This is a genomic window from Pseudomonas sp. PNPG3, from assembly GCF_023093815.1.
Classification (GTDB): Bacteria; Pseudomonadota; Gammaproteobacteria; order Pseudomonadales; family Pseudomonadaceae; genus Aquipseudomonas; species Aquipseudomonas asiatica.
This window is the reverse complement of the sequence record NZ_JALLKV010000001.1, coordinates 359,435-372,751: the sequence shown is the minus strand read 5'-3', so window position 1 is coordinate 372,751 and position 13,317 is coordinate 359,435. Positions and strand designations below refer to the sequence as shown.

Below are 13,317 nucleotides of genomic sequence, written 5' to 3'. Positions count from 1 at the left end.
TTCAGATCTCCTTGGCTTCGATTTCAGCGATCGCGCGTTTGGCGTCTTCAGGGTCCAGGTAGCCCAGGTGCCAGCCCGGCTCGGTTTCCATATAGGAAACACCTTTGCCCTTGACGGTCTTGGCGATGATGCACACCGGCTTGTCGCGGTTTTCGTCGGCCTTGACCTTGCGCAGGGTGGTGGCAACCGCGCGGATGTCGTGGCCATCGATGACGTGCACTTCCCAGCCGAAGGCGCGCCATTTTTCGTCCAGCGGCTCGACGCCGATCACGTCGTCGACGCTACCGTCGAGCTGGAAGCCGTTGCGGTCGACGATCGCGATCAACCGGTTGGCCTTGTGGTGGGCGGCACCCATGGCAGCTTCCCAGACCTGGCCTTCCTGCATTTCGCCGTCACCGAGCATGACGAACACGTCGTAGCTTTCGCCAGTGAAACGCTGGGCCAGGCACATGCCCAGGCCCCCGGAAAGGGCGTGGCCAATGGAGCCGGAAGAGAAGTCGATGCCGGGTACCTTGCGCATATCAGGGTGATCACCCAGAGGGCTACCCAGTCGCGTGTAGTCATCCAGCCACGCTTTGGGGAACATGCCGAGGTCGGCAAGTATCGGGAACTGGCCAACGGCCGCGTGGCCCTTGCCCATCAGGAAGCGGTCGCGCCCGGCCCAGCCCGGCTCCTCGGGGCGCAGGTTCATCACGTCGTAGTACAGCGCCGAGAACAGTTCGGCAGCGGAGAACACCGAGGTGTAGTGGCCGGTCTTGGCGATCTCGATCAGGCGAATGGTTTCCAGGCGGACGAATTTCGCCCGTTCGCGCAGGTGGGCGACGGTCTCGGCGCTGGGCACGAAATCGCTGGCTTTCCAGGCCTCAAGGGTTTTACGGGGTGTAGCCATCTCTACCTCCAAATGCAGGCATAGCAGGGTGGGTGTTGCCGGGGGAAATCAGCGGGTCAGGGATTCGAGTGCGCGCATGGCTTCGATCAGTTCACCGCTGTGTAGGGGTTGGCCGTTGCCACGCACGAAGTTGCGTGCGTGGGGGGCTTGCAGGGTGGGTTCGGCGACCTTGAGCAAGATGGCGTCGTCGACGCCCGTCACACCCAGTTCGGCCAGGTTGCAGGGCAGCCCGATGCGTCGGTAGAAGGCCAGCAATTCGGCCATGAACGCCGCTTCGCGGTCTTCAAGTACCAGTTGCACCAACAGACCATAGGCAACCTGCCAGCCATGCACCTGGTCGCGGGCACCGGGGATCTTCGACAGGCCACGGGTCATCGCGTGGGCGATGGACAGGCCGCCACTCTCGAAGCCCAGGCCGCTCATCAGCAGCACGGCTTCGATCAGACGTTCGAACGCTTCGTTGACCTGGCCGCTGCCGGCCAGCGCCAGGCCCTCTTCGGCATGGGCGCGCAGCACGGTATAGCATTCGCGGGCCAAGGTGACCCCGGCAATCGACGGGCGAGCGCCAAACATGTTCACGCCGCCGGCTTTGAGGCATTGCTCGGCTTCGAACTTCTTGGTCAGTGCGTCGGCGATGCCGGCCAGAAGGAAGGGGCGCGGGGCCTGGGCTATCAGGCGGGTGTCGACCAGGACATAGCGTGGGCTGCTGAGCAGGTGGCCTACTTCGCTGAGTTGGTGATGCTCGTCGTATACCACGAAATTTTTCGAAGTAGGCGCATCGTTGGAGGCAACCGTGGGCATGCTCACCAGCGCCGCACCGCAGGTGTGGGCCAACGCCTTGCCGGCATCGATCGATTTGCCGCCACCGACCGCCAGGACCACGTCGAAGTCGAAGCGCGCGGCCGATTGGCGCAGGCCGGCGATGCCCTTGGCGGTGATTTCGCCATCGAAGGTGATGTAGTGCAGTTGCACATCGGCGCGAGCGCAGGTGGCGTCGAGGCGCTCCTTGACCAAGCCGATCACGAAGCTGTCGATGACCACCACGGCTCGGCGGCCGCAATGGGCCAGGTACTGGCCTGCCTCGTCAAGAACATCGGGGCCTTGCACATAGCGCCCGGGTGAGCCGAATACCAGATTCATACGGCACCTCTTTATGACTGTTTGTTGTTGTTATGCGAGACCTCAGGGGATCTGCGTCATTTGTGATGCATCATATATCATGCGTGATGGCCGTCAAGCTTGTTCGGGGGCAGTGGTAGCCATCTGTCTGTCGAATGGGATATCAGGCGATGGAGTAGCCGCCATCGACGGCCAGCGTGGTGCCGGTGATATAGCGGGCGCTGTCAGACGCCAGGAAGGCGATGGCATTGGCCACGTCCTCGGGTTGGCCCCAGGCGTTCATCGGGATGCGTGACAGAATGCCGGCCGAGCGGGTGGGGTCTTCATAGGCTCGGCGCGACAGCTGGGTGAGGATCCAGCCCGGGGCCACGGCATTGGCGCGCACACCGTCGGCGGCCCAGGCCACCGCCTGGCAACGGGTCAGCTCGCTGATCGCGGCCTTGCTCGAGGCGTAGGCGGGGGTCTTGGCCGAGCCGAAGATGCCCCACATCGAAGCGAAGTTGATCACCGCGCCGCGCGCCACTTTCAGGCCCGGCAAGGCGGCATTGCTGATGCGCAGGACGGCGGTCAGGTTGACGTCGAGCACGCGGTTGAAACCGTCGATTTGCCATTCCCGGTTGTGGTCGATCACGCCGGCGGCATTGACCAGGGCATCGACGCGCTCGAAGCGGCTGAAGAAGCCATTGACCTCGGCATCGCTGGTCACGTCCAGCACCTGATAGTGGATGCCTTCGACCCGTGCTTCAGGTTCGCCCAGGCCCAGGGTGTGCACCTGATAGCCATCGGCAAGCAGGCGCTGCGCGGTTGCCAGGCCGATGCCCGAGCCGCCGCCGGTGATGATTGCAATCTTGCTCATGGGTGTAGCTCCTTTCGGGATGTGTACATGGGTGGGGCCTGACCCAGGCGCCCCGCGAACAGGCCGACAAAGGCACAGGGCGCGTCAGCGACCGGGCGCTGCGCCAAACAGGTAATCGGCCAGCAGCTCGAGCTGCCCGGTGAGCATGTGCACGCCCTTGTGGATGGGGCAGCCACGGGCCTGGGCCGCTTCGAGCAACGGGGTGACATCAGGATTCATCACCACCTCGCCCACCAGCGTGCCTGGCTGCAGGGTATCGGCCGCCAGCGGCAGCGGATCGTCCGCCTTCAGGCCCAGTGCGGTGGCGTTGATCACCACATCGAAGCCGCGTGCATCGGCCGCACCCGCAGCGATATCTCGACCAGGCATCAGCGTGCGCAACTGCGCGGCGAGTGCTTCAGCCTTGGCCAGCGAACGGTTGGCGACCACCAGCCGGGTGATCGGCTCACTGAGCAGGGCATGGGCGATACCGGTGGCGGCACCACCGGCGCCGAGCAGCAGCACACGCCGGCCGCCCAGGTCATGGCCCTGGTTCTTCAGGCCACGTACGAAGCCTTCGCCATCGAACATGCGCCCGACGAAGCGGCCATCGGGCAGACGACGCGCGACGTTGCACACCTTGAGCACTTCGGCGATGCCCAGCAGCTCGTCGCACAGGTGGGCCACTTCGATCTTGTGCGGCACGGTCACGATCACCCCGGCGAGGTTTTCGATACCACGCAGGCCAGCCCAGGCCGAGGCCAGGTTGTCGGGCGAAACCTCCCAGGGGACCAGCACCCCGTCATGCCCCAGGCGTTCAAGAAGCGGGTTGAACAAGGACGGTGTTCGCAGGTGCTTGGCTGGGTAGGTGAGATGTACCACCACCCGGGTAGTGCCGGTGACAGGCATGGCTGTTTCCTTGAAAGCTGGCGTGAAAAGGCAGAGCGCGGGCCAGCGCCGCGTTCGTTATTAGATTCATAAATGCATCATATATCATTAGTCAATCCCCATCCTGGCCGCAAAAGTCTTTTGCATGAAAGTCAAAAGACTTGATCTTGCGATTTAAAAATAAAACATGATATATCATGCCTCCAGTCGGCTGCGGCCGCTGAACGTCCTGATATCAAAAACAACAAGGCCTTCTACGAAAGGCGAGGATGACCTCATGCACGGAATGCTTCATGCATTGCCGGCCCTGTGTGACGGGAGGTGCGAATGACCCAGATATTCGCCGCGCCCGGTCGCTACATTCAGGGCTACAAGGAACTTGAACGCCTTTACCGGCATATCGCCTGGTTTGGCCAGCGCTTCCTGATCATCACCAGCCAGGGCCGTCTGGATAGCCTGCAGCAGACCCTGGCCATCAGCTTCGACAAACCTGAACATGCCCTGCGTTACGCCGTATTCGAAGGCGAAGTCACCCGAGCCGAGGTGCAGCGGCTGTGTGCGTTGCGCGAGCGACTGGGCTGTGACGGGGTGGTCGGGGTGGGTGGTGGCAAGGTGCTCGACGCTGCCAAGGCGGTTGCCCAGCAGGGCCGGCTGCCGCTGTGTATCGTGCCCACGGTGGTCTCCAACGATGCCCCCACCAGCGCCTTGTCGGTGCTCTACCACCCGGACGGTGCCTTCGACGATGTACTGTTCCACGAGCGCAGCCCGGACGTGGTGGTGGTGGACACCTGGATCATCGCCCAAGCGCCGGTGCGCCTGTTGGTGGCTGGCATCGGCGATGCTCTGGCGACCTACTACGAGGCACGCACCTGCGTGCAGGGCGACCACGACAACTTCCTTGGCCTGGCCGGCGGTGGCCTGCAATCGAGCGCGGGCGGCGGCAAGCCGACCCTCACATCGATGGCCATCGCCCAACTGTGCCACCAGGTTTTGCAAGCCAATGCGGTGCAAGCCGTGCGGGCCTGTGCGCAGCAGCAGGTGACCAAGGCGCTGAACCGGGTGATCGAGGCCAACGCACTGATGAGCGGCATCGGTTTCGAGAGCAACGGGGTGGCCACCGCTCATGCCGTGTATTGCGGCTTCAGTGAGCTGGGTCCACGGGCCACGGCCTACCACGGCGAATACGTTGCCTTTGGCACCCTGGTGATGCTGGTGCTCGAGGGTGCGCCGGCCGGTGAACTGGATGGCCTGCTGCGACTGTGCCTGGCGGTTGGCCTGCCGGTGTGTTTCGCCGACCTGGGCCTGGCGGACCTCAGCGAGCAGGAGCTGCAACGGGTGGTGCAGGTGGCGGCCTCGCCGCAGCAGACCAGCCGCGTCGAGCCCTTCGACGTCACTGAGTGGGAGATGCGCGCAGCGCTGCTTGCCGCCAGCGACCTGGGGGAGTTCTACAAGAAAGGCGGATCGGTTCTGGCAAGTTCGGCCAGCCCGCGTTTGCCATCAGTCATTCGCCACGAACAGAGGTAAGTAGATGAAAGCATTTCAGGCAAGCCTGCCGGTCAAACTGGACTTCGAGGCCGGTGCAATCCGCCGCATGGGTGAAAAGGTCGCGCCGTTCGGCAACAAGGTGCTGTTGATGGTCGACCCGTTCCTTGAAGGCAGCGAGCTGGTCGCCCAGGTGCTCGGCAGTTTCGCCGAGCGTGGCATCACTGTCCTCGAGTTCTACGACATCGTGCCCAACCCGCGCCATACCACCATTGACCGCGCAGTGGCGCTGGTGCGTGACAGCGGCTGCCAGGCTGTGGTGGCGATCGGCGGCGGCAGCGCCATCGACTCGGCCAAGGCCGTGGCGTTCGTCGCTGTACATGGCGGCCGCTGTTGGGACTACACCGAGCGTCTCGGTGAGCCGGTGACGAGGCCGCAGTCCCGTGGTCTGCCGCTGCTGGTGGTGCCGACCACCTCTGGGACCGGGACCGAGGCGACACCATTCGCGGTGATCAACAATCCTGAGCTGGGCCTCAAGTGTGCCATTGTCAACCCGCACATCTACCCGGATGTGGCGTTGATCGACCCGCAAATCCTGGTTTCCAAGCCGCCACGGCTGACGGCGCTGACTGCCGTGGATACTTTCTGCCACGCACTGGAAGCATTCATCAGCATCCATGCCACACCCTGGGTGGAAATGGTCGCGCTGGAGTCGATCCGCCTCTTTGCCGCCAATGCCCTGCGCTGCGTGGAGCATGGGGACGACCTGGAGGCGAGGGCGCGCATGGCCTTTGCGTCGACCCTCGGCGGCATGGCCATTGCCGGCGCCGGGGTCACCGTATCCCATGCGCTGGGCCAGCCATTGGGCGCCATGACCGATGCGCCCCATGGCGGCACGGTGGCAGCCAGTACGCCGCAGGTGATCCGCTGGACCCTACCGGTGGCCGAGGACAAGTTTGCCCGGGTGGCCGAGATCCTCGACCCGGGCACTCATACCTTGCCGCTAAGCGAGCGCGCCGCGCGCCTGCCTGACATCGTCAGCGCCCACTTCACCCGCCTGGGCGTACGGGACACGTTCGGCAGCTATGGCCTCAAGCCCGAGCAGGTCGATGAGTTCGCTCAGGTGGTGTGGACCAGCTTCAACCAGGACCTGGCCTGCCACCCCAAACCCATTCGTGACCAGCAGGAGGTGGCCGAAATCGTCCGCCAATGCCTGTAGTTGGCGTCACCCAGCCCTGGCCGCCTTGCGCGCGGCCAGGTCAGTGACGCCAGGCGCCCTCGTTGCACGCTCGCAAAGCTGAACAAAAACCACAAGAAAACAGTTTCGGGAACAGATCGCAATGACAAGATCCACCTTGATCGGGGTCGGGTTGCTGGGCGTATGCGCCTTGCAGCAGGCCCAGGCCGACAACTACTCACCCGGCAATTTCCTGTTCGGTGACTGGCAGGGGCAGCGCACCCGTCTGCATGAGAAGGGGGTAGACCTGCAGTTCACCTATGTCAATGAACTGGCCTACAACACCCAGGGAGGGGCGCAGCACAAGGGCACCTACAGCGACCAGCTGATGGCCGATGCCCGCTTCGACCTGCAGCGCCTGTTGGGTTGGCAGGGGGCCGCGTTTCGCATCACTTTCACCAACCGCAACGGTGAAAGCCTGACCCGCGAAGCCGACACCGGCACCCTGCTGGCCGCCCAGGAAATCTAAGGCTATGGCAGTGTTACCCGGCTGGTGCAGTTCTATTACCAGCAGGCACTGCTCGATGAGCGTTTGCTGTTCAAGATCGGCCGGCTGCCCATGAGTGGCGATGTATTTCCGTTTTCCTGCACGTTCCAGAACCTGACCTTCTGTGGAACGGTGCCTGGCTACATCACCCCCAACTGGTTCACCTGGCCGGTCAGCCAATGGGGCGCGAGCCTGGCGGCGCAGTTGGCCGATGACTGGTGGCTGAACACCTCCGTGTACCAGGTCAACCCGCACTTTACCGAGAACAGCCAAGGGTTGAACTTCGGCAGCCCCTCGGGCACCACCGGTTACCTGGCGGTTGGCGAACTGGCCTGGAAGCCGGTGCTTGGTGGCCTGCCTGGCAGCTACCGGGTTGGCGTATGGCGCAATACTGGCGACTTTGATGACCTGTACCAGGACATCGATGGGCAACCCATCGGCTTGACCGGCGCGGCACCCGCGCAACACGACCAGGCAAGCGGCTACTACGCCATGGCCGAACAGCAGGTCTACCGCAACCCGGACAATGCTGCGCGTGGCCTGACGCTTTTCACCAACTTCATCCAGTCCGACCGGGACGTTTCCAGTGTCGAGCGGCTCTGGCACCTGGGCGCGTTCATCCGTGGGCCCCTGGCCCAGCGCCCGCAGGACGAGATCGGGCTGGCGTTGGGCCGCCTGGAGGTCAACCCGCGTTCGGCGCGGCGTGTGCAGCAGGCCAGCGGCGTGCCCCGGCGGGCCGATGTCGAGTACCCGGTCGAACTCTATTACGGGTTGCAGCTGACACCGGCACTGACCCTGCGCCCCAACCTGCAGTACGTACGCAACCCCGGCGGCTTCGAGCATGACCGCAGTGTGGTGGTCTGGGGCCTGAAGACCGAAATCAGCTTCTAGTGCAGTGCCGGCGTCAGGCCGACGTCTCGCTGTTTTTATGATGCATCATGTATCCAATGGAGAATCCCATGAGCCTTGCCAGTTTCATTGACCTTACCACCGTGCAGCAGCGTGCCAGCGAACTCCAGCTGCTCGGCCAGGCCTTCATCGACGGCCGCTTTGTCGATGCCTTGAGTGGCGAGACCTTCGCCAACATTTCGCCGCGCGACGGGCGCGTGCTCAACCAGGTTGCCTCGTGCCAGGCCGAGGATGTGGAGATGGCCGTGAAGGCCGCGCGGCGTGCCTTCGACAGTGGTGTGTGGTCGCAGCGCACACCGAAGGAGCGCAAGCGCGTCATGCTGCGCTTCGCTGCCTTGTTCGAGCAGCACATGGAAGAGTTGGCGTTACTGGAAACCCTCGACATGGGTAAGCCCATCAGCGAGAGCGCCGGGTTCGATGTGCACGCGGTGCTCGATTGCCTGCAGTGGTACGCCGAAAGCTGCGACAAGCTGTATGACGAAGTCGCGCCGTCGGGGCCCTCGGCCGTGGGCTTGGTGACCCGCGAAGCGATCGGCGTGGTGGCGGCGGTCACCCCCTGGAACTTCCCGATGCTGATGGCCATGTGGAAGGTCGCACCCGCCCTGGCCATGGGCAACTCGGTGGTCCTCAAGCCCGCCGAGCAATCACCGCTGACTGCCCTGCGCATTGCCCAGTTGGCCGCCGAAGCCGGTATCCCGGCCGGTGTGTTCAACGTGTTGCCGGGCTTTGGCCCCACCGCGGGCAAGGCGCTGGGCCTGCACATGGACGTTGATACCCTGGTGTTCACCGGCTCCGGCGAGGTCGGCAAGCTGTTCCTGCAGTACGCGGGGCAGTCGAACATGAAGCGGGTGTGGCTGGAGTGCGGCGGGAAGACCCCGAACATCATTCTCGATGACTGCCGTGACCTGGAGAAGGCCGCGACCACTGCGGCGCGCTCGATGTTCTTCAACCAGGGCGAAGTCTGCGTGGCGCCCTCGCGGCTGATTGTCGAAGCTGGCATCCGCGCCGAGTTCGTTGCCGAGGTGCTCAAGGTGGCACGCACCATCGCCGTCGGAGATCCACTGGACCCAACCACCCAGCTTGGCGCTATCGTCGATGCCAGCCAGTTGCAACGGGTATTGGGTTATATCGACAAAGGCGTGCAGGAGGGCGCACAGCTGATCCTCGGTGGTGAACGGGTCAAGCACGGCCTGGGCGCCGAGGGCTTTTACATCCCGCCGACCATTTTCGACAACGTCAGCAACGACATGACCATCGCCCGAGAGGAGATCTTCGGCCCGGTACTTTCGGTCATCACCGCCCGTGACCACCTCGATGCTCTGCGCATCGCCAACGATACCCCGTATGGCCTGGCCGCCAGCCTGTGGACCCGCGACCTCTCGCGGGCCCACCAAATGGCCCGGGGCCTGCGTGCCGGCAGCGTGTGGGTCAACTGCTTCGATGGGGGCGACATCAGCATGCCGTTCGGTGGCTTCAAGCAGTCCGGCAACGGTCGCGACCGCTCGTTGCATGCCCTGGACAAGTATTCGGAGCTCAAGTCCACCTGGATCGAGTTGTGACCTTTTGCCTGGCAACCCTGGAGAACAACAATATGAAAAGCACAGTTGCCCGTACCCTGGCCACCTTCGGCCTTGCCACGCTGCTCGCCGGGCCGACCGCCGCCGAGGCGCGCCACCCACTGTACCAGCTGATACCCAACACGGCGTTGTCCGGCCTGGTGGACCCGCAAATGGCCGATCGTACCGACATCGACAAGGGCTTGCCCTTGAAGCAGAAGGGGGAACGGTTACGCATTGGCTGGACCGACATCACCCTGGGTAACCCCTGGTTCGTCTCGATGATCGACGACGCGCGCAGCCTGGCCGAGCGTTACGGCTATGACATGCAGGTGCAGGTGGCCGACGGCGATGTGGCCCGCCAGAGCGCCCAGGTCGACAACTTCATCACCCTGGGGGTGGATGTGATCGTCATCGACCCCACCGACATCCTCGGTTCCGTTGCCGATGTCGAGCGAGCTGTGGCGGCCGGGATCCCGGTAATCACCGTCGGCACTGCACCCGACGCGCGAGCGCCGGTGATCACCACCAGCACCGGAAACCCCTACGGCAGCGGTGTCGAGGCCGGGCGCTATGTGGTCGAGCACACTGACCCGGGCAGCGAAATCAACGCTGCCATGGTCATCGGTGTAATGGGCAACTCGACCTCCGAGAGCCGCCTCAACGGCATGATCTCGGGGATCGTCCAGGCCCGTGCCGAGCAGCGCCAGCTCGGCCTGTCGAAGGAGGATGCGCTGCTTAAGGGGTTCGAGCTGTTCCAGCAGGTCAAAGCCAAGGGCAGTTTCAGCTGGCCTGAAGGGGGCTTCAACGTGCTGGCCTGGGGCCGTGGCGAATGGACCGAGGAGGGTGGCCTGGCCGCCACCGAGGACATCCTCAGTGCCCATGGCGAGCGCCTGAACCTGATCCTGGCGGAGAACGACTTCATCGCCATCGGCGCCATCAACGCTGTGGACAATGCCGGCAAGGCCGGGCAGGTACGGGTCGCTGCGGCAGCTGGCAGCTTCAAGGTTGCGCTGGATCTGATCAAGCAGGGCAAGCTGCTGGTTAGCGCCAGTAACAGTGGTTCGCAGACCGGGGTGGCGGCCATCGAGCTGATCCACCAGATACTTGACGGCCGGCTGCAGGCCAACAACCTGCCGTTGGCGTCGTACTTCCCGGTGGAGCTGATAACCCCTGGCAACGTCGACCACTTCATCCAGCTCGAACAGGGCCCGGCCACGGTCGAGCGGCTACCCGCATTCCGCTCAATCGACCAGCTCAAGGCAGCCATGCGCTGACCCGAAGGTTGCGGCGCCTGCCTGGCAACGCGCCGCTTGCAGAGGTAAGACCGATGAATGCAATACACAAGACCGCCGTCGAGTTGCGCGACATTCACAAGGCGTTCGGCGGCATCAGTGCGCTCAGTGGTGCGAGCTTCAGCGCCAACGTGGGTGAAGTGCATGCGCTGATGGGTGAGAATGGCGCGGGCAAATCGACCTTGATGAAGATCCTCGCCGGCGCCTACGTGCGCGATGCTGGCGAGGTGCTGTTGCACGAGCAGCCGGCGAGTATCGGCAAGCCGGCCGATGCGCTTCGCCTTGGCGTATCGGTGATCTACCAGGAGTTTGCCCTGGCGCCGCACCTGTCGGTGGCGGAAAACATCTGCATCGACGACCTGGGCGCGAACAGGTGGCGGGTGCAGTGGCCGATGCTGCGTGACAAGGCGCGGTGCATACTCGATGAGCTGGGGTTTGCCAACATCGACGAACGCCGTGCAGTGGGCGAGTTGCCGGTGGCCCATCAACAGGCGGTGGAAATCGCCAAGGCCCTGTCGCGCAACGCCTCGGTGCTGGTGTTCGACGAACCGACCGCGGTGCTCACCACCCACGAGACCGAGCAGTTGTTTCGCATCCTGGCGGAATTGCGGCGCAAGGGCGTGTGCATCATCTATGTCTCGCATCGCATGGACGAGATCTTCCGCATCTGTGACCGCGCCACGGTGCTCAAGGATGGCCGTACCGTCGGCACCCTGCCGCTGTCAGCCATCGACGAGCGCGGGCTGGTGCAGATGATGATCGGCCGTGAGCTGAGCGACCTGTTCCCGCCACGCCAGGCAAGCATCGGCGAGGCCCGCCTGCGGGTCGAGGGGCTGAGCGCCGGGCCACTGGTACGCAATGTGAGTTTTCAGGTACACGCCGGTGAGGTGCTGGGCTTCAGCGGACTGGTCGGCTCGGGGCGCACCGAAACCATGCGCGCGCTGTTCGGCGCCGAGCGCAGCAGCGCCGGCACTGTTCACCTGGATGGCCGCCAACTGCGCAACCGCAGCCCGCGCGAAGCGATCGGCAATGGCATCGGGCTGCTGCCCGAAGACCGCAAGCAGCAAGGCGTGCTGCTGGAGATGTCGATCCGCGTCAACGCAGCTTTACGGCCCGGCTCGCCCTACACCAGTCGCTTTGGCTGGATCGATGGTGCCCGCGAGCGCGCCGGGGTCGAGGCGCTACGTCAGCAGTTGCGTCTGAAGACCGGCTCGATCGAGCAGGCGGTGGGCGATCTGTCCGGGGGTAATCAGCAGAAGGTGGCGCTGATGAAGTGGATCGACGCCGGCTGCCGGGTGCTGATCCTCGACGAGCCGACCCGTGGTGTAGATATCGGCGCCAAGACCGAGATCTACCGGGTCATCAACGAACTGGCCGAGGCCGGGGTGGCGATCATCCTGGTGTCCTCGGAAATGACCGAGCTGATCGGCATGTGCGACCGGGTGCTGGTGATGCGCGATGGTGCCATCGCCGGCGAGCTTGGCGGTGATGCAATCGAAGAACACGCAATGATTTGTCTGGCGATGGGAGTCGAACACCATGGATAACAACTTGAGCAAACTGGCCGCCCCCTCGCTGTCGGGCGAGTCCAGGCAGCCGCTGGGGCGCGTTGTGCGCCGGCTTTTTCTGCAACACAACGCACTGGTGATGCTGCTGGTGCTGGTGGCCGTGGCCAGCAGCCTGTCGGCGGACTTTTTCACCTGGCAGAACCTGGGTAACCTGCTGCGGCAACTGACGCCGCTGATACTGGTCAGCATTGGCATGCTGATCGTCATCCTCACCGCGGGTATCGACTTGTCGGTTGCCTCGGTGGCAGCGGTGGGCGGGGTGGTCGTGGCGATGAGCCTGAATCTGCTGCCGCTGGAGGACAGCCTCGGGTTGTTGCTGGCGGTGGCCATCGCGGTGGGGGCAGGGGTGTTGATGGGCCTGGTCACCGGCAGCTTCGTGGCCTACTTTCGCATGGCCCCGTTCATTTCCACCCTGGCGATGATGACCATTGCCCGAGGGCTGGCGTTTATCCTCTCCAACGGCCAGCCACAGCGGCTGGCCGACAGCCAATCGGCTGCCAGCCTGTTGCGAGACTTCGGTCGTCAGGCCGATGGAGTGTTCGGGGTGCCTTGGCCGGTGTGGCTGGCGGTGCTGGTGATTGGCATGTTCGCCCTGATCCTGCGCTACAACGCTTTTGGCCGGTTGATCATCGCCAGCGGCAGCAACGAGACTGCCGTGCGCCTGGCGGGGATTGCAGTGGAGCGCTACAAGCTGGCGGCCTATGCGATTTGCGGCGGGCTCAGCGCCCTTGCCGGGGTGGTCATCGCCTCGCGTTCCGGGGTCGCCACGCCCAGTGCCGGCATGGCCCTGGAACTGGATGCCATTGCCGCCTGCGTGATAGGTGGTGCGCTGTTGTCCGGCGGCAAGGGTAGTTTGTTCTACACCGTGGTCGGGGTGCTGGTGCTTGGTTTGATCGGCAACATCATGAACCTGCTCAGCGTCCCGGCGTACCCGCAACAGATCATCAAGGGCGCGATCATCGTGGTGGCGGTGCTGCTGCAAGGGGTGGGTCGACGCGACACGCGGATCTGAACCGTTCGCACGAGATGGCACGGCATGGGCGATGATGTAT

General features: G+C 64.0%; 10 protein-coding genes and 1 pseudogene. 7 read left to right on the top strand and 4 right to left on the bottom strand.

The annotated features are described in order from the left end of the window. Position 1: 1 nt before the first annotated feature. The 4 genes from MJ643_RS01780 to MJ643_RS01765 form a co-directional block, all read right to left on the bottom strand. On the bottom strand, positions 2 to 889 hold the full coding sequence (locus MJ643_RS01780) for a transketolase (RefSeq protein WP_003257657.1): 888 nt from the start codon (positions 887 to 889) through the stop codon (positions 2 to 4). A gap of 48 nt (positions 890 to 937) precedes the next feature. Continuing rightward, positions 938 to 2,029: a glycerol dehydrogenase gene (locus tag MJ643_RS01775; RefSeq protein WP_013972189.1), complete on the bottom strand. Its 1,092-nt coding sequence runs from the start codon at positions 2,027 to 2,029 to the stop codon at positions 938 to 940. Positions 2,030 to 2,171: 142 nt separating this feature from the next. Next, entirely contained in the window at positions 2,172 to 2,864 is a 693-nt protein-coding gene (locus tag MJ643_RS01770) for an SDR family oxidoreductase (protein WP_013972190.1), read from the bottom strand. 84 nt (positions 2,865 to 2,948) lie between these two features. Further along, the gene (locus tag MJ643_RS01765) at positions 2,949 to 3,752 is read right to left on the bottom strand and encodes a shikimate dehydrogenase (protein ID WP_013972191.1); all 804 of its coding nucleotides are present in this window, start codon (positions 3,750 to 3,752) and stop codon (positions 2,949 to 2,951) included. Between the two features lie 306 nt (positions 3,753 to 4,058). On the opposite strand from MJ643_RS01765, the gene MJ643_RS01760 reads away from it, so the two are divergent. The 7 genes and pseudogenes from MJ643_RS01760 to MJ643_RS01730 all read left to right on the top strand — a co-directional run bounded on the left by MJ643_RS01760 (position 4,059) and on the right by MJ643_RS01730 (position 13,277). Then, the gene (locus tag MJ643_RS01760) at positions 4,059 to 5,255 is read left to right on the top strand and encodes a glycerol dehydrogenase (protein WP_038409371.1); all 1,197 of its coding nucleotides are present in this window, start codon (positions 4,059 to 4,061) and stop codon (positions 5,253 to 5,255) included. A 4-nt stretch (positions 5,256 to 5,259) separates the two neighbouring features. Further along, positions 5,260 to 6,432, top strand: coding sequence for an iron-containing alcohol dehydrogenase (locus MJ643_RS01755; protein ID WP_013972192.1), 1,173 nt, complete (start codon positions 5,260 to 5,262; stop codon positions 6,430 to 6,432). Positions 6,433 to 6,553: 121 nt separating this feature from the next. Further along, positions 6,554 to 7,828 (top strand): annotated as a pseudogene (locus MJ643_RS01750) (carbohydrate porin). Positions 7,829 to 7,896: 68 nt separating this feature from the next. After that, positions 7,897 to 9,405 carry an aldehyde dehydrogenase gene (locus MJ643_RS01745; RefSeq protein WP_128637201.1) on the top strand — a complete coding sequence of 503 codons (1,509 nt, stop codon included), beginning with the start codon at positions 7,897 to 7,899 and terminating at the stop codon, positions 9,403 to 9,405. 32 nt (positions 9,406 to 9,437) lie between these two features. Then, positions 9,438 to 10,679, top strand: coding sequence for a sugar ABC transporter substrate-binding protein (locus tag MJ643_RS01740; protein ID WP_038410395.1), 1,242 nt, complete (start codon positions 9,438 to 9,440; stop codon positions 10,677 to 10,679). Positions 10,680 to 10,732: 53 nt separating this feature from the next. Further along, complete coding sequence (locus MJ643_RS01735) at positions 10,733 to 12,244, top strand: sugar ABC transporter ATP-binding protein (protein WP_013972196.1); 1,512 nt, start codon at positions 10,733 to 10,735, stop codon at positions 12,242 to 12,244. Next, the gene (locus tag MJ643_RS01730; RefSeq protein WP_013972197.1) at positions 12,237 to 13,277 is read left to right on the top strand and encodes an ABC transporter permease; all 1,041 of its coding nucleotides are present in this window, start codon (positions 12,237 to 12,239) and stop codon (positions 13,275 to 13,277) included. Before MJ643_RS01735 ends, MJ643_RS01730 begins: the two co-directional genes overlap by 8 nt. The last annotated feature ends 40 nt before the right edge of the window (positions 13,278 to 13,317 follow it).